Raw genomic sequence first — 16,872 nt, 5'->3', positions numbered from 1 at the left:
TCACCACTCCTTCGGCCCCTGCTGGCCCTGGGTTGCGTTTTCCTTGCCGAATTGCAGCGCAGCGCGCTCATCGGTTTGCTTCTGATCGCGACGCGCCTGAAGCTTGTCCATCTCGCGGCGCCGTTTCTCGACCACTTTCCTCAATGCCGACAGCCGCAACTCGGCCGCCAGCACGGCACGGGTGGCATGTTCCACGCGCCCGGCCTGGTCGCCCACCACCCCGGTCTGCAGGCCGACCGCATGGGCGAGCCGGTCCATGAACTGGTAGTGGTGGTACATGACTTCGGGCTTGACGGTGGTGTCGGCCTGCGCGCCCCAGCGTCCCTGGGTTTCCAGCGCGTAGCCTTCCAGTTGCTGCAGTTGGGCCTGCGATGCCTGGCGCGCGCGCTGCGCGTCCTGCAGCACCTGCCGCGCCTCGTCGCGCTTGCGCTCGGCCATTTCGACGGCCACCAGAAAAGCATTCAGCGAAGACATGGTCGGTTCACCCCTGGCCCATCAATGGTTGAGCACCGCGCCCATGAAGCCCAGGCTTTCGCCCATGGGCGCCGCTTCGAACATGTTCTGCTGCAAAAAGTCCGCCATGGCGGGCTGCAGCCGGATGGCTTCGTCCAGCGCCGGGTCGGAGCCGCTCATGTAGGCGCCCACCTGGATCAGGTCACGGCTCTTCTGGTAGCGCGAATACACCGCGCGGAACCGCCGGGCCAGTTCGAAATGCTCCCGCGACACCACGTTGTGCATCACGCGCGAGGCCGACTGCTCGATGTCGATGGCCGGAAAGTGCCCCGTTTCCGCCAGCGCGCGGGACAGCACGATGTGCCCGTCCAAGATGGCGCGCGCCGCATCGGCGATCGGGTCCTGCTGGTCATCGCCTTCGGACAGCACTGTGTAGAAGGCCGTGATGGAGCCCACCCCGTGCAATCCGTTGCCGCTGCGCTCCACCAGCGCCGGCAGCTTGGCAAAGCAGCTGGGCGGGTAACCCTTGGTGGCGGGCGGCTCGCCGATGGCCAGCGCGATCTCGCGCTGCGCCATGGCATAGCGGGTGAGCGAATCCATCAGCAGCAGCACGTGCTTGCCCTTGTCGCGAAAGTGCTCCGCAATCGCCGTGGCGTACGCGGCGCCCTGCATGCGCAGCAGCGGCGGCGCATCGGCTGGCGCCGCCACCACGACGGCGCGACCCCGGTCTTCCTCTCCGAGGATGTCTTCCACGAATTCCTTGACCTCGCGGCCACGTTCGCCAATCAGGCCGACGACGATCACATCGGCCTGCGTGTAGCGCGCCATCATCCCCAGGAGCACGCTCTTGCCCACGCCCGAGCCGGCGAACAGCCCCAGGCGCTGGCCGCGCCCCACGGTGAGCAGGGCGTTGATGGCACGCACGCCTGTGTCCAGGGTCTCGCGCACGGGATCGCGGTCCATGGCGTTGATCTGGCGCCGGTCCATGGGCTCGGAATTCACGTTGACCACGGCACCGCCATGGTCCAGCGGAATGCCCTGGGAATCGATCACGCGCCCCAGCAGCCCGTCACCCATCGGCAGCCGCAGCACGCCGGCGGCCGGCGATGGCCGGGCGTCCTCGCCGAGCCTCGGCTGGGGCACATATGCCGCCGCAGGCACCACGCTGGCCCCGCTGGACAGCCCGTGGATGTCCCCCGCCGGCATCAGGAAAGCGCGGTCGGCCGAGAACCCGACGACCTCCGCCAGCACCGGCTCGTGGCCAGGCATCTGCACCATGCACTGCGACCCCACGGGCGCGCGGATGCCAACGGCCTCCAGCACCAGCCCCGTCAATCGGGTGAGCGTGCCGCGGGTTTCCAGGGGCGCGCCCTGCGCGACGCGGGCCCGCGCATCCGCCATGAAACGGCCCCAGGCCGTGTCCGCCGGGCTCTGGACATCGGCCCCAGCGGGTGCATCCGGCAACAGCGAAGTTTCAGGGAGGGTGTCAGCCATGGGCTTTCTCCCCTTCGGCATCCCAGGCGGACGCCAGGCCCAGCGCGGCGATCGCACGCTCCCAGCGCCGGCCCAGCGAGCCATCGATCACCGTCCCGGCCGACTCCACGAAGCAATCGCCTGCGGCCACGGCCGCATCGGGCAGCCACTGAACCTTGGCCCCCGCATAGGCTTCGCCCAGCGGTTTTTCAAGCACCTCCCAGTCGGCGGGATTCATGCGCACCGTGGCCGGGCGGCCTTCGGCGATCAGCATGCCCAGGGCTTCGCGCACCACGGGCAGCAAGGCCTGCGGCTGGCTCGACAGTTCCTGGCGGATCACCTGGCGAGCAATGTCGCAGGCCAGCTGCAGCACTTCCTGCGCGACATGCTGCTGCATGTGGACGAGGCTGGCCTGGGCCGCCTGCACCACCTGGTCCATCCGCTGCGCGACCTCCTGTCCCTGGCCGGCGATGTAGTCGTCCATGCGCTGCTGCCATTCCAGCCCGGCCTTTTCCTCGCCATGGGCTTGGCCCTGCTCGAAGCCCTCCTGCCGCGCTGCTTCCAGGGCGCTCAGGTGCGTGGCCTCGTCAAAGACGACCGGAAGGGGTTCCGGTTCGGGCTCTGGCGCCGGGGGCAGCAGGTCCGATCCGTCCACGGCGCCGAACTGCCACTGGGTCACCTCCCCGACCTCTTCGCTGGGGATGAACCGCGTGTAGCTGCGCGGGTTATACGAATGCGTCATCACCGCCGCCTCCGATCACGATCTGGCCTTCATCCGACAGGCGGCGAACGGTCTTGAGGATTTCCTTTTGCTGGGCCTCGACTTCGGACAGCCGCATCGGGCCACGCGACTCCAGGTCTTCGCGCATGGCCTCGGCGGCGCGCGACGACATGTTGGCCAGGAATTTCTCGCGCAGCTCGGGCACGGCGCCCTTGAGCGCCACGATGAGCGTTTCGGACGCCACTTCCTTGAGCACGGTCTGGATCGCACGGTCGTCGAGCTTGGCCACGTCGTCGAAGACGAACATCTTGTCCATGATCTTCTGGGCCAGGTCGGGGTCGTAGCCCCGGATCGACTCCAGCACCACGCTGTCCATGTTGGAGCCCAGCAGGTTGATGATCTCGGCCGCCGCCTTGACGCCGCCCAGCGAGCTCTTGCGGATCTTGTCGCCCCCCGCCAGCACCTTGAACAGCACCTCGTTGAGGTCCTTGAGCGCAGTGGGCTGGATGCCCTCCAGCGTGGCCACGCGCAGCAGCACCTCGCTGCGCTGGCGGTCGGTAAGCTGCATCAGCACGGCTGCGGCCTGCTCGGAATCCAGGTGCACCAGAATGGCAGCGACGATCTGCGGGTGCTCGTTGCGCAGCAGTTCGGCCACCGACAGCGGGTCCATCCACTTCAGGCTTTCGATACCGGAAACGTCGCCGCCCTGGAGAATCCGGTCGATCAGCAACGCGGCCTTGTCGTCGCCCAGCGCGCGCTTGAGCACCGAGCGCACGTAGTTGCTGGTGTCGGACACCAGCAGGCTCTGCGCCGCGGCGTCGCCGGAGAAGCGGTTGATGACCGAATCGACCTTCTCGCGCGAAACCGAGCGCATGCGGGCGATGGTCTCGCCCAGTTTCTGCACTTCCTTCGGCGACAGATGCTTGAAGACCTCGGCGGCTTCCTCTTCGCCGAGGGACATCAGCAAAATCGCAGCATCGTTCAGGCCTTGATCATCCATGGAAAGCTCGTGGTTTCATGCGTCGGTGGGAAATCATCGCACGGCGCCGCGTCACGACTCGCCGTTGACCCACGTCTTGAGGATATTCGCCACGGCCATCGGGTTCTCCTTGGCCAGCACACGGGCCTCTTCCAGGCGCAGCTGCTCGGGCGTCTGGGCGACCTCCTCGGGCTTGGACGGCGCGGCCAGCGCCGGGCGCTGCGGCTCTTCCGCCTCGATGGCGTCGAGCTGGCCGCCCTGGGCCACCGGAATCGCCCGGGGCTTGCCCATGCCCTTGATGGCAGGGCGCACCAAGCCGAGCAGTACCATGGCCGCGAACAGGGACATGCCCACGGGCCAGCCCAGGCTCTTGGCCAGCTCGATCATCTCGGGCTGCTTCCACAGCGGCAGGTCCACCACGGGCGTGGAATCGACCAGGAACGGCGTGTTCATGAGGTTCACCGAGTCGCCACGCTCCTTGTTGAAGCCGATGGTTTCGCGCACCAGCGCCGTCATCTGCTCCAGTTGCTCGGGCGACAAGGCCTTGTTGGTGGGCGCCTTGCCCGCGGCTTCCGCCACGGCCTGGTAATTCACCACCACCGCCGCGCTCACGCGCTTGAGGGCGCCGCTGCCGCCGCGCGTCACGCGGACGGTCTTGTCCACTTCGTAGTTGGTGATGGATTCGCGCTTGCTGCCCGTGCCCTGCGCGCCCTGTTGACCGGCGGCCGTCGGTGCGGGGTTGGCGCCGTTGATGGGCGCGGTCGAAGGCTGGGGCGGCTGGTTGCTGGTGGCGCCGGGCACGCCGCTGGGCGGCTGGGCGCCCTGGGTGCCGGCGCTTTCCACGACCTGCTGGCTGCGCACGGCGCTGGCGTCGGGCGTCTGGTTGGGGCGGTGCTGCTCGGAGGTGGATTCGGTCTGGCTGAAATCGACCTCGGCCGTCACCTGCGCCTTGACGTTGTTCTTGCCCACCACCGGCTCCAGGATGTCCAGGATGCGGCGCGTGTACTGCTGCTCGATCTGCTGCACGTAGCTCAGTTGCTGTGCGTCCACGCCCGAACCGGCGGCCGTGTCGGGGGACTGCGACAGCAGCTTGCCGGTATCGTCCAGCACGCTCACGGCGGAGGGCGACAGCTCCGGCACGCTGGAGGCCACCAGATGAACGATCCCAGCCAGCTGCGTGCGGTCCAGGAAACGGCCGGGGAACAGGCTCAGCAGCACCGACGCGGAAGGCTTTTGCTGCTCGCGGAAGAACCCGTTCTGGTTGGGCAGTGCCAGATGCACGCGTGCGCTTTGCACCGAAGACAGCGCCTGGATCGAGCGGGTCAGCTCGCCCTCCAGGCCGCGCTGGAAGTTCAGCCGCTCCTGGAACTGGGTGACGCCGAACCGGTTCGTCTCCATCAGCTCAAAGCCCGTCACCGAGCCCTTGGGCAAGCCCTGGGTGGCCAGGCGCAGGCGCACGTCGTGCACGCGCTCGGCCGGAATCAGGATGGCGCCGCCGCCCTCGGCATATTTGTAGGGCACGTTCATCGTGGACAGCTGGGCCACGATGGCACCGCCATCCTTGTCGCTCAGGTTGGCGAACAGCACCCGGTAGTCCGGCTGGCGGCTGAAGACCACCGCGGCGACCACGGCAGCGATCAGCAAGACCATGCCTGCGCCCAGGCGCATCCGCTGGCCCCGTTCGAGCGCGGAAAACCGCTGCATCCACGAGGGGTTGGCGGGACTGATGACAGGGACTTCAGCAACTGCGGACATGGTGCTTTCCAAAAGGTCCGACCCGGCAGAGGGTTGGCGTGGGGCGATTATTGGACGAGCCCCTTGCCGACGTAGCCGAGATAAGGCCGTCGTTTCACCATCTATTCCCCAGGATGGCGCGGCGCCGGCCCCCTAGGATTGCACCATCCCGCCATTCCTTCGGACACAGCCATGGACCTCCGCATATCAAGCCCCACCACGCCACTTGCAGGCGCCGGCCTTGCGCGCCGTGCCGCGGCACCGCAGGACTCGCAGGAAGTGGGGTTTTCCTCGGCGCTCAAGGGCGCACTGCAGTCGGTCAGCGCCTCCCAGAACCGGGCGGCCGACCTGCAAAAGGAAGTGCAGATGGAAAATCCGGCCGTCAGCCTGGAAGAAACCATGGTGGCGATCCAGAAGGCCCAGATCGGCTTTCAGGCCACGCTGCACGTGCGCAACCGCATGGTTCAGGCCTACACCGACATCATGAACATGCAGGTTTGACGCCAGCCCGCAACATCCAACCCATCATTTGCTATTATTTTTATAGCTTAATGCCCTAGTGCTTATTGCACTGGAAGGCCATTTGACTGGTAATACCTTGCACCGCTGCGGCTGATACAGCGGCGCCGCATGGGTTTTCGATTCCCTGAACCGCCCACATCAAACCCTCTCGGCGGCGGCGATCCTGAAAACAACACGGCTGAAGGCGCACTGCGCGCCAGGCATGCCGGCTTGCCGTTCGTTGCGCTGCGCTGCGCGGTGGCGCCGGGAGGCACTGGCCGGGCAGACAGCCCGGCGAAGGGCGGGCCCCACCCCTCCTCAATGCATCATCTGCGGCTGGCGCTCCAGCAAATGCTCGAACTGCGACAGCCAGGGTTCCGCCAGGCAGCGGATCTGGGCATCGTTGCTCAGGATGCGCTGCATGATGCGCGTCTTTTCCCGGCGGTGCTCCGGCAACAGATCGTGCTCCTGGGCCTTGAATCGCAGTTGCTCGATGAGCACCGCGCAGGCGCCTTCATAGCGAACCACGCCGTCCCAATCCTTGAGCTTGGCAGCCTCCAACATCTTGGCACTGCTGTCTTCGATGGCTTTGTAGTAATCGATGAGCATTTCAGACATTCTTAGTTTCTCCCACCGGAGGCCGAAGGACGGCCGCCGGCACCGATCTCGCCCCAACCCTGCGCCACCGGCACGATCAGGTTGACCACTTCTTCCACCAGGGTGACGTCGTTGCGCAGGTTGGCCATGGTGAGCCGGCCCACGCAGTAGTCATACAGCGCACGGAGATTCGCAGCCAGCTCACCACCCTGCACAGGGTTGAGGCCGCCCTTGAGGCCTTCTTCGATGATGCGCACGGCCTTGCCCAGGTGGCGGCCCTTTTCTTCCACGTCGCCGCGCTGCATGGAGCCACGGGCGGCGTTGAGCGATTGCACCAGGCCATCGAACAACATCTGGATCAATTGATGGGGCGAGGCGCCATCCACACTGGATTGCACACCGACCTGCCGATAGACCGAGGCGGCGCGGGAACTGACTGGCGTGTACATCGAGAACTCCTTCATGCTACTTACATTCAATATCGGCAGATCAAGAAGGAACTCAAGGACATTTACGAGGTGTTTTGGCGTTCTGACAGAGTGGCGCAGCGGTGATTTATCCAGGGTTCAGGCCAGCCCGCGCGGGGGCGGGTGGCCCGGACGCCGGACTTACTTGTTCCACTGGGCGACCTGCTGCGTGATGTAGCTGTTGAGGGCCGAAAGATTGCCCATCTGGGTATCCAGCGCCGTGTACTGTGCCCGCATGCGCTTTTCCAATACGGCCGCGCGATTGTTCACCTTGTCCTGGTCGGAGGTGTTGCGCTTGACTTCCAGGTCCAGGGCATCGGCCTTGTTATTCATGAGGCCGTCGAGCGACAGCAGTCCGGAGGTGAACGACTTCATGCGAACCGCGGCGCCGGTGCCCGTACCGCCCGAGGCTGGGTCGGAAGCGAACAGCTGCTTGAGCGTGTCGGGCGTTTTCAGCGCGTTGTCCAGCTTGGTGTTGTCCACCGTCAGCTTGCCGCCACGCTGGACTTCCAGGCCGATGTCGGACAGCGTCTGCAGGGCAGCGGTGCCGCCCGCAGCGGCACCGATGGCCGCCCGCAGCGAGTTCTGCAGCCCAACCGCCGTGCTGTCGCCCTGCAGCACGCCTTTGGTCTTGCTCTCGCTGTCGTACTTGGTCGAGGAACCCAGCAGGTCATTGACGGCGTTGTACGCATCCACGAAATCCTGGATGTTCTTCTTCATCGTCGCGGTATCGGCCTTCACTCCCATTTCCACGTCGGTCGTGGTCACTTGCGACACCGTCAGGGTCAGCCCGGGAATGGCTTCGGTGAACGTGTTGTCCTTGGACGTCACGCTGATGCCGTTGATCTTGGCCTGCGTGTTCTGTGCGTACTGGATGGTATTGGCCGCCAGGCCCACGCCTGGGGAGTTCTGCGGATCAAAGGCGAGCTTGGAGAGGCCCGGCGCCGCCGGGTCCTCCGCCACCTGCACGCGAAACCCTGACGCTTCCCCGGTGGTCTTGGAGCGCAGCAGGAGCCGCTCGCCGGAGGCATCGCGCAACACGGTGGCCGTGACGCCGGCATCGCCTTCGTTGATCTTGGCGGCGATGTTCGTGATCGTGTCGGTCGCGCTGACCGAGACATTGATCGGCTTCGTGGATCCCACGCCGAAGGTCGGTGGATTCGCGGTGGAGTCCCAGGTCCCCAGCTGGATGGTCATGGTGCCTGCGCCAATCACGGAGTCCTTGGCCACGGCGGTGGACGCATTCGATTGCGCGCGGGCCAGTTGCTGCACACTCACGCCGAACGACGATGCGCTGGCAATCCCCGACACGGTGGCCGTGACGGCCGCACTGTTGGAAGAACTGACCGCCATGCCGTTCCACGCGCTGTCCCGGGTCAGCTTGGCCGCGGCATCCGACAAGGTCGAGAGCAACGACTTCACCTGGGAGAACGTGGAAATCTTGGTCTGGATGGTGTCCGCTTTGGCCTGCAGCTGAACGAGGGGCTGCTTTTCCAGCGCCACCGTCTTGGTGACGATGGTTTCGACGTCGAGCCCGCTGCCAATGCCTATCGAGGTAATACCCATTTTGGTCTCCCAGGCAGCCGGGGCCGCCATCAACAATCAATACACGATTGTGGCGAGAATCGCTTCGATCTAAAAGCAGGAAAAGCGGCGACAGGAGTGGCCCTGTCGCCGCTTAAAAGGGTTCGGACCGTTCCGATCCCCTTTATAAGCCACCGATTAACGCAGCAGGGACAGCACGCCCTGGGGCAGCTGGTTGGCCTGGGCCACCATCGCAGTGCCCGCTTGTTGCAGGATCTGCGTGCGCGACAGGTTCGCCGTTTCCTTGGCGAAGTCGGCGTCCACGATCCGGCCACGCGATGCCGACAGATTTTCGGCCTGGATGTCGATGTTGCCCACCGAGTTTTCGAAGCGGCTTTGCAGAGCGCCGAGGTCGGCACGTGCGGAGTTCACCTGGTCGATCGCGCTGTCGATCTTCTTCAGGGAAACCCATGCGTCCTTTTGCGTCGCGACGGTCACGGTGTCGATACCCTTCTTGTCGGTACCGGTGGCGGCCGCCAGCGTCGGGGCGGCGAAGCCCGTGTTCGCCACGGAGAAGCCGGTCGTGCCGCCGAAGGTGATGGTTTCCGGCACAGGAGGCGTTGCGCTGGTCAGCTTGGACGAAGCAAATTCCAGGTCGTACGTGCCGTCGTCCTTCTTGGTCAGGAAGGCGGTCACACCGGTGTCGGCGGACTTGTTGTTGATGGCGGACACCACTTGGCCCAGGCGTTCCACACCAGAGCCAGCGGCCTTGATTTCGCCCAGATCGATGGCGGATGCCGAGCCCACCTGGATGGTCAGGCCACCGGCGGCGATCTTGGTGCCGAAGCCCGTGACCGTCGTGTCGGAAGCATTCAGGGCGGTCACGCTGCCCGTGGAGTATTCGATGTTCGACAGGCCGGAAGCCGAGGAATTGGTCAGAGCGCCGACGGTGATGTTTTCACCGGAGTTGGCACCGACCTGGAACAGGGCGCCCGCAAAGCTGCCGTCCAGGATCTTCTGGCCGTTGAAGCTGGTTTGCTTGGCCACACGGTCGATTTCGTCGGTGAGCTGCTTGACTTCGGACTGCAGTGCAGCGCGGTCCTTGGTGCTGTTGGTGGCATTGCTGGCCTGCACCGACAGTTCACGCATCCGTTGCAGCATGTCGCCGACCTTGCCCAGGGCGCCTTCTGCCGTCTGGGCCAGCGAGATGCCGTCGTTGGCGTTGCGGGCTGCCACGGTCAGACCCTTGATCTGGGTGTTCATGCGCTCGGCGATCGACAGGCCGGCGGCATCGTCCTTGGCGCTGTTGACGCGCAGGCCGGAAGACAGGCGCTGCATCGAGGTGGTGAGAGAGTTCGCAGACATGCCCAGATTGCGCTGTGCGTTGAGCGAAGCAATATTGGTGTTGATGGTAGAGGCCATTGAAATGCTCCTTGGTAACTTAAATTCCGGCTAGACCGCCGATCACAACGCTGACCCCCATGGCCAGCTGCCAAGACCGGGGCGGCAGTCACGTGAACCCATCCATCGCTTGCCGGTCAACAAATTCGCTTGAACCTGTTGGTTAGGTTATCGGGCAGCCCCTGGAGAACTTGAGCGTCTCCATGCAAAAAAATCGGCTTTCCCCGGCACCGCCCGAGTCAGCCAGCTCCCACAAGGGTGGATATGGATGGTTTTCCGCCCTTTTTTCCCCACGCCAGGAAAACCCCACCTGAGGAGAATTCTCCCAACGCTAGGGTTGCCCGCTGATGGTGGTGTCCTTGGCCACGGCAGCTGTGCCTTGTCCCTTTTGCGAAGGAGTTCCGTAATGGCCTCGACGATCAACACCAACATCGCCTCACTCAACGCCCAGCGCAATCTGGGAATGTCGGCAGCTTCGCTGACGACCACCATGCAGAGGCTGTCTTCCGGCCTGCGCGTCAACAGTGCCAAGGACGATGCGGCCGGCCTGGCCATCGCCGAGCGCATGAACACCCAGGTCAAGGGCCTGGCCGTGGCCTCCCGCAACGCCAACGACGGCATCTCGCTGGCCCAGACGGCAGAAGGCGCCCTGGGCAAGGTCGGCGACATGCTGCAGCGGATGCGCGAGTTGGCCGTTCAGGCCAGCAACGCCACGAACAGCAAGGCCGACCGGGCCGCGCTGCAATCCGAAGTCAAGCAACTCACCGACGAAATCGACCGCGTTTCCAAGCAGACCAGCTTCAACGGCCAGAAGATCTTGGACGGCAGCTTCGCGGGCGCCCTGTTCCAGGTGGGCGCCAACTCCGGCGACAACGTCACGCTCGGCGCCCTGGCAGACACCCGCGCTTCGGGCCTGTCCAGCATCATGTACTCGAGCACGAGCACCGCGATCGCCGTGGATGCGTCGGACACGTCGATCTCCGCCTTCGGCAGCGCGATTCCTGCGGGCGGACTGACGATCCAGGTCGGTTCGGGTTCCGCCATCGACCTGGGAAGCATCAAGGCCGCTGGCTCCGGCGTGGAACGTCTCGGCCAGGTGATCTCGGCGATCAACAACAAGACGGCCGATACGGGCGTGACCGCCTTCCTGACCAAGAACGATGACGGCAGCTACGGACTCGAGTTCGCCTCTTCGAAGCTGACGAATGCCGTTCCCCCCGTGCCGGAGACCATCACGTTCGGCGGCACCACCGGGTTCACCGTGGCCAACACGGGCTTTACCCCGCCCACGCTGACGAATGCCACCGGCACCGGTCAGAAAGGCATCGACAGCGTCGATGTCGGAACGCAGAGCCAGGCCTGGGTGGCCCTCAAGAAGATCGACAGCGCGATCGATCAGGTCAATTCGGCGCGCGCCGACCTCGGGGCCCTGCAAAGCCGCTTCGAAAACGCCATTGCCAATATCGACATCCAGGGCGAGAACATGGCGGCAGCCCGTGGCCGTATCGTGGATGCCGACTTTGCCAAGGAAACGGCGAACCTGTCGCGTACGCAGATCCTGCAGCAGGCAGGAACCGCGATGGTGGCCCAGGCGAACCAGTTGCCCCAGCAGGTGCTGAAACTCCTGCAGGGCTGAAGAAGAAGGCATCCGGGGCTAATACACTGCCGGTGGAGGCCGAAATCTTCGGTCTCAGCGATATTTTTATTCTGGAGTACGCATGCCTTCGCCTTCCATCGAGCAATTCATCGAAAGCTTTCTGACCGCTGTTGACTTCCAGGATCCAGTGGAAGTCACCCCGGATACCGAACTGCGTGCTCTGCCGGAGTGGGACTCCCTCGCCGCCCTGGGCGTCATCGTGATGTTCGACGTGGAATACGGTAAAACCATCGTGGGCGACGACCTGAAGAACTGCACCACGGTCACGGACCTCTACAAGCTGCTGGGGTAAAACACCATGGGCCTGTCCACCCTGCACAACGTGCGCTTTGCGGGCATGGCGAGCTGCGTGCCCAAGCGCGTGGTTTCCAACCTTGAGGATTGCCCTCCAAAAATCCGCTCGGAGCGGGAAAGGCTGGTTCGCAACATCGGCATCCAGCAGCGCCGCCTGTGCGCGTCGTGGCAATGCTTTTCCGACCTGGCGCAGGACGCCACCGAAAAGCTGCTGGAGGAACTGCAGTGGGCCCGCGAAGAAATGGACGCGCTGATCGTCGTGACGCAGTCGCCCGACTATCCCATTCCTTCCACCGCCATCATCTTGCAGGACAAGCTCGGGCTGTCGCAGTCCACGATCGCTTTCGACGTGAATCTCGGCTGCTCTGGCTACCCGTTCGGGTTGCACCTGCTGGGCAGCATGATCGCGTCCGGCACGGTGAAAAAGGGCCTGCTGCTGGTGGGAGACCGCTCCGCAAGCGAAAAGGACCCGCTGTTCTCCGACGCCGGCACGGCGACCGCACTGGAATTCGATCCTTCGGCCGCGCCCATGTATTTCGACCTCAACAGCGACGGCAGTGGCTACAAGGCCATCATCAAGCCGGTGGGTGGGCATCGAGAGCCCTATGCCTTTCATCACAGCATCCCCACGCGCGACGAGGATGGGGAGCTGCAATGGCCAGACCGCCTCCTCCTCGATGGACCGGCCGTGCTCAGCTTCTCCACCCAGAAAATCCCTCCGGCCGTGGAGCGCATGCTGCAATATGCAGGGGTGTCCAAGGACGATGTGGACTACTTCGTCTTCCATCAGGCCAACCGGATGATCAACGAAACCATCCGCAAGAAGCTGGCACTCCCCCCTGAGAAAGTCCCATCGACGCTGGCCGACTATGGCAACACCAGTGGGGCGACACTGCCGGTCACCATGACCGCGCGCCTGAACGAAACGCTGGCCAGCGGCACGCACAAGCTGCTGCTGAGCGGCTTCGGCATCGGCCTGTCCTGGGGCACATGCATCCTGGACATTGCAGGGGCTCGCTTCCCGGCCATGCTGGAGTCCTGACCCGATGGACGCAACGCCCACGCCTTTTCACCTGCAGGGACAGCGCATCCTCGTCACGGGGGCCACTTCGGGCCTGGGCCACGCCACCGCCCTCGCCTGCGCACGCATGGGAGCCCAGGTCATCGGTGTGGGCCGCGACGAGCAGCGGCTCGCTCGCACGCTGCAGGCACTGCAATCCGCGGCACCGGCAGCCGGCCACCTCGTGGTGCGAGCGGATCTGACCCAGTCTGCCGATCGCTCCGAGTTGGTGGAGCAGATCGCTTCCGTGCCGTTGAACGGCATCGTTCACAGCGCAGGCATCTCCCGCCTGTCTCCCGTGCGGATGATCACCGAACAGCATCTGCGCGAAGTCCAGAGCATCAACGTGGACGCCCCGATGCTGCTGACGCAGGCACTTCTCAAGCGCAATCTGATCGCGCCGGGAGGATCGATGGTGTTCATCGCATCGATCGCCGCACACATCGGCGTGCCGGGAGTGGCCGCCTATTCGGGCACCAAGGCCGCACTGATTGCGATGATGCGCTGCCTCGCGATGGAAGTCGTCAAGCGGGGCATCCGGGCCAATTGCCTCTCGCCCGCCCTGGTTGAAACGCCATTGCTCGATGCCACCGCCACGCTCGTGGGTTCGATGGAAAAAGAGCGGGGCAACTACCCGCTCGGTTTCGGCCAACCGGAAGACGTGGCCAATGCCGCCGTGTTCCTGCTGTCCCAGGCCAGCCGATGGATCACCGGCACGACGCTGGTGATGGACGGCGGCCTCACCATCAGTTGATCCACCACCATGGCTGCACCCTGCACGGATACGTCCTCCCCGCATCGGAACCTGCTCATCGTGGGCGCCGGCGGCTTCGGCCGCGAAGTATTGACGTACATCGAAGACGACAACCCGCTGTTCCGACCCAAGGGCTTTCTGGATTCGCGCACGTCGGCCCTGAACGGCATGCAGCGCTCGATCGGGATCGTGGGTGATCCCCTGACCTATGTTCCGGAACATGGCGACGTCTTCATGGCGGCACTGGGCGATCCGATGGCGCGGCACAAATACACCGAAGTGCTGCGGTCGGTCCACGACGTCGACTTCGCCACGGTCGTGCATCCGCAGGCCCATGTGACACGGCATGCCCGGCTGGGCCGCGGCTGCATCATCGGTCCCCGTGTGGGCATTTCGGTGGATGTCCAGCTGGGCGATTTCGTCTGCGTGCAGGAATACACGGTCATCGGGCACGACGTTCGCATCGGGGATTGGTGCCAGATCAACAGCCATTGCTCCATCGGTGGTGGCGCGAAGATCGGCAACTTCGTGTCGATCCATCCCAATTGCGTCATCACCAGCGGCACCGTCATTGGCGACCACGTCAAGGTCGGTGCCGGCAGCGTGGTGTATGGCCGCATCCCGCCCAACATCACCATCATGGGCAATCCGGCCCGGCGCTTTTCCTGGAGCTGAACGTCTCCCCAGTCTCCGCATGCCCGACCGCGAGCAACCCACCATGGCCTCCATGCCCCCTTCCTTCCTGCCCGACGCCTTGGTCAGCCGCATCAACCTGGATCGCTTCCAGCTGGATGAAGCGCTGCTCGCCATGCTGGACCTCTACCGCCGCGATCCGCACTTCTGCATACCTGAGCAGGCGCGCGAGATCTTCGCCCGGCGCGGGGACCGGACACGCTTCATCCTGCTGGGAACGAAGACCTTCGCGGAAGTCTTCATCCGTGCGACCCGTGACCAAGGCTGGGCACTGGCCGTGGTCGACGATTTCAAATACGCCAGCGGCGAGGACTACTACGGCGTGGACATCATTTCCACCGACCGTTTCCTTGCGATGCTGCGCGAGGACCCGGACATCATCGCCATCAACTGCTGCCGAACGGACTATTCACGGCGGTTCTTCGACCGGCTTTGTACCCGCCACGGCATCGCCCATTTGAACCATGAGCAGGTCACCCGGCTCTTCGGCATGAATGACCGGGTGGACTACCGCACGGCCGACTGGGCCCCCGCCATCAGCAGCAGATTCGATGAATTCCTGGCGCTGGAGCGGCGGCTTGCGGATGCGCACTCCGTGAACACGTTGCGCAGCGTGCTTCTGTTCCACCTGAGCTGCAATCCCGAGTGGTATCTCACTGTGGCCAGGCCCTACTCGACCCTGTACTTCCGCTCGGGCCTGCTGACGTTCTCGGACCACGAGAGGTTCGTCGATTGCGGCGCCTCCATCGGCGAATCCACGACCGGGCTGCTGGGCCTCACGGGCGATCGCATCGAACACTCCTGGATGATCGAGCCCGACCGGCTGAACATCGAGGTGCTGCGCAAGCTGCAGCAGGGCTACGCAGGCACCGCGCTCGAATCCCGGATTTCGCTGCATCCCTTCGCCGTCGGGGAGAACGACGCGGAAGCCCCGTTCCACCATCTGGGGGGGCATGGGGGCAGCATCGCCGTCGATCCGAGCGCGCCCTTGGAGACCGTGCGCATCCGGCGCATCGACGATCTCATCGATGCGCCTCCGACCTTCATCAAGATGGACATCGAAGGCTTCGAGATTCCGGCGCTGCGGGGCGCCCAGGCGGCCATCCGCGCCGGCCTGCCCAAGATGGCGATCTCCGCCTATCACCGCGCGACCGACCTGCTGGACATCCCGGCGCTGGTGGATGCCGTGGCCCCCGGCTACTCGATCGGGCTGCAGCACCACACCGAAGATCGCTGGGATACCTGCCTGTATTTTCATCGCTGAAGCGCCTCTGCAGAGGCATTCACTCCACTATCCAGAGGACACCGCAGGATGGCCAAGATTCGGGGCGGCCTCGACCGCGTTCTACTGAAATATCCGGAAATCGACCCGGCCAAGGTCCGGCTGATCGGCTGGGGCGCTGGACAGGCGTTCACGGACTACTATCCGCTGCTGGGCCTGCCGGTGGAATACACCGTGTGCCCGTTCACCGCTCACCAGGACAGGCAGATCCATGGTGTTCCCGTCCGCAGCCCCGAAGCGCTCATGAAAGAACCGCACGAGGATGTGCTTCTGGTGATCTTCGCAGCGCATTCGGCGGAAATCATGAACCAGATCCGCAACCTGTGGGGCGACTACCGCTGCGTGCCGGCGCTCACCCACAGCGGCCGGCATGGAGACATCGACCAGCTCCAGGCGTTCTCCAGGGTGTTCGAAGGCCTGTCCCTGCAGCGCAAACCGCCCGTGCGAACGCCTTCACTTGGCATCTTCGTGCAGGGCCCGGTGTTTCCCTATACCCCCATGGCACTGGCCTGGCAGCGAATGGCGTGTCCCGAGGCGCATCTGTGCTTCGTCACCTGGGATCACCAGTCCGCCGCCAGCCTCGATGCCTGCCGGCCATGGGTGGACGCCGTGATCACGCTTCCCCAGCCCCAGAACATGGTGGACAGCCGCAATGCCATCATTCGCTCGGCCAAGGCGGCGCCCGGCATCTGGCCGAAGTGGGCGTGCCGTACTCGGTGCGCATGCGAAGCGATACGGTCGTCACCGGATCGCTCTACCGGGCGGTGGAAGAACTGTTCGACGATGGCAGCAGGAACGAGGGGAAATTCGGCTTCCTGGCGCATTCGTCCTGGAAGCAGATTCCCTTCCATTTCTCCGAGCGTTTTCTCGTGAGCCGCACCCAGGACATGTGCGAGCTGTGGGCGCTGCCGGAAGACCTGCGCGGTGCGTCCGAGATCCAGCACCGGACCGACGAGCCCTACCAGCAGATCCAGAAGGCGGCCGTCGAATGCCTGCTGTGGCAGAGCCTGGCACGCAAGTGGGGTGAGCCGGCCCGGGACCTCGCCGATGGCTACCGGTTCGCCGCGAACCATCTTCTGCCGATGGACGAGTACGCCGATGTCCTGTCGATCAAGAGCGTCCCGCTCTTCAATCTGACCCTCAACAAGGGCTTCGTCGGCACGCCCGCCTGGTGGCGGGAGGTCTATGCCGATCTGCCCTCGGCCATGCGGCAGGCGCACGAGGAAAGCGCTCAGGACTTCACGATCGCCGAATTCTTCAGTGGCCGGGTCGGCTGACCGCA

The 16,872-nt window shown here is 64.6% G+C and carries 18 protein-coding genes; 9 read left to right on the top strand and 9 right to left on the bottom strand.

Annotated elements, in window-relative coordinates; translation table 11 throughout:
- The 5 genes from fliJ to fliF form a co-directional block, all read right to left on the bottom strand.
- Entirely contained in the window at positions 1-474 is a 474-nt protein-coding gene (gene fliJ / locus AC27KI_RS03095; RefSeq protein ID WP_284414737.1) for a flagellar export protein FliJ, read from the bottom strand.
- A 21-nt stretch (positions 475-495) separates the two neighbouring features.
- Positions 496-1,854 carry a flagellar protein export ATPase FliI gene (gene fliI, locus AC27KI_RS03090; protein ID WP_487089151.1) on the bottom strand — a complete coding sequence of 453 codons (1,359 nt, stop codon included), beginning with the start codon at positions 1,852-1,854 and terminating at the stop codon, positions 496-498.
- An 85-nt stretch (positions 1,855-1,939) separates the two neighbouring features.
- Complete coding sequence (locus tag AC27KI_RS03085) at positions 1,940-2,668, bottom strand: FliH/SctL family protein (RefSeq protein WP_284414736.1); 729 nt, start codon at positions 2,666-2,668, stop codon at positions 1,940-1,942.
- Positions 2,652-3,647 (bottom strand): flagellar motor switch protein FliG, encoded by a 996-nt coding sequence (gene fliG, locus AC27KI_RS03080; protein WP_272565391.1) that lies wholly within the window; start codon positions 3,645-3,647, stop codon positions 2,652-2,654. The genes AC27KI_RS03085 and fliG overlap by 17 nt, the downstream gene beginning before the upstream one ends.
- Positions 3,648-3,698: 51 nt before the next feature.
- Complete coding sequence (gene fliF, locus AC27KI_RS03075; RefSeq protein ID WP_284402654.1) at positions 3,699-5,381, bottom strand: flagellar basal-body MS-ring/collar protein FliF; 1,683 nt, start codon at positions 5,379-5,381, stop codon at positions 3,699-3,701.
- A 171-nt stretch (positions 5,382-5,552) separates the two neighbouring features.
- Here fliF and fliE point away from each other — a divergent pair, with 171 nt between their 5' ends.
- Positions 5,553-5,861: a flagellar hook-basal body complex protein FliE gene (gene fliE, locus AC27KI_RS03070; protein WP_272565395.1), complete on the top strand. Its 309-nt coding sequence runs from the start codon at positions 5,553-5,555 to the stop codon at positions 5,859-5,861.
- Between the two features lie 318 nt (positions 5,862-6,179).
- Here fliE and AC27KI_RS03065 read toward each other — a convergent pair whose 3' ends face one another.
- The 4 genes from AC27KI_RS03065 to AC27KI_RS03050 form a co-directional block, all read right to left on the bottom strand.
- Positions 6,180-6,479: a flagellar protein FliT gene (locus tag AC27KI_RS03065; RefSeq protein WP_092745692.1), complete on the bottom strand. Its 300-nt coding sequence runs from the start codon at positions 6,477-6,479 to the stop codon at positions 6,180-6,182.
- Positions 6,480-6,481: 2 nt separating this feature from the next.
- On the bottom strand, positions 6,482-6,907 hold the full coding sequence (gene fliS / locus AC27KI_RS03060; RefSeq protein WP_284431706.1) for a flagellar export chaperone FliS: 426 nt from the start codon (positions 6,905-6,907) through the stop codon (positions 6,482-6,484).
- Positions 6,908-7,066: 159 nt separating this feature from the next.
- Entirely contained in the window at positions 7,067-8,491 is a 1,425-nt protein-coding gene (fliD, locus tag AC27KI_RS03055) for a flagellar filament capping protein FliD (RefSeq protein ID WP_284407482.1), read from the bottom strand.
- Between the two features lie 156 nt (positions 8,492-8,647).
- Positions 8,648-9,871 carry a flagellin gene (locus tag AC27KI_RS03050; RefSeq protein WP_284431705.1) on the bottom strand — a complete coding sequence of 408 codons (1,224 nt, stop codon included), beginning with the start codon at positions 9,869-9,871 and terminating at the stop codon, positions 8,648-8,650.
- 385 nt (positions 9,872-10,256) lie between these two features.
- Here AC27KI_RS03050 and AC27KI_RS03045 point away from each other — a divergent pair, with 385 nt between their 5' ends.
- The 8 genes from AC27KI_RS03045 to AC27KI_RS03010 all read left to right on the top strand — a co-directional run bounded on the left by AC27KI_RS03045 (position 10,257) and on the right by AC27KI_RS03010 (position 16,867).
- On the top strand, positions 10,257-11,486 hold the full coding sequence (locus AC27KI_RS03045) for a flagellin (RefSeq protein WP_284431704.1): 1,230 nt from the start codon (positions 10,257-10,259) through the stop codon (positions 11,484-11,486).
- Between the two features lie 82 nt (positions 11,487-11,568).
- Complete coding sequence (locus tag AC27KI_RS03040) at positions 11,569-11,799, top strand: acyl carrier protein (protein WP_284431703.1); 231 nt, start codon at positions 11,569-11,571, stop codon at positions 11,797-11,799.
- Between the two features lie 6 nt (positions 11,800-11,805).
- Positions 11,806-12,843 (top strand): ketoacyl-ACP synthase III, encoded by a 1,038-nt coding sequence (locus AC27KI_RS03035; RefSeq protein WP_487089046.1) that lies wholly within the window; start codon positions 11,806-11,808, stop codon positions 12,841-12,843.
- Positions 12,844-12,847: 4 nt separating this feature from the next.
- Positions 12,848-13,615, top strand: a complete 768-nt coding sequence (locus AC27KI_RS03030) for an SDR family NAD(P)-dependent oxidoreductase (protein ID WP_284427254.1) — start codon at positions 12,848-12,850, stop codon at positions 13,613-13,615.
- A 9-nt stretch (positions 13,616-13,624) separates the two neighbouring features.
- Positions 13,625-14,290, top strand: coding sequence for a NeuD/PglB/VioB family sugar acetyltransferase (locus AC27KI_RS03025; RefSeq protein ID WP_487089047.1), 666 nt, complete (start codon positions 13,625-13,627; stop codon positions 14,288-14,290).
- Between the two features lie 52 nt (positions 14,291-14,342).
- On the top strand, positions 14,343-15,572 hold the full coding sequence (locus AC27KI_RS03020; RefSeq protein ID WP_487089048.1) for an FkbM family methyltransferase: 1,230 nt from the start codon (positions 14,343-14,345) through the stop codon (positions 15,570-15,572).
- A gap of 48 nt (positions 15,573-15,620) precedes the next feature.
- Entirely contained in the window at positions 15,621-16,463 is an 843-nt protein-coding gene (locus AC27KI_RS03015) for a hypothetical protein (RefSeq protein WP_487112551.1), read from the top strand.
- Positions 16,460-16,867, top strand: coding sequence for a hypothetical protein (locus AC27KI_RS03010; RefSeq protein ID WP_487089050.1), 408 nt, complete (start codon positions 16,460-16,462; stop codon positions 16,865-16,867). Before AC27KI_RS03015 ends, AC27KI_RS03010 begins: the two co-directional genes overlap by 4 nt.
- Positions 16,868-16,872 lie beyond the last annotated feature (5 nt).

This window comes from Acidovorax sp. KPB24-03, from assembly GCF_057546605.1.
The sequence above is the reverse complement of the archived record's forward strand: the minus strand, read 5'-3'. Positions and strand labels throughout refer to the sequence as shown.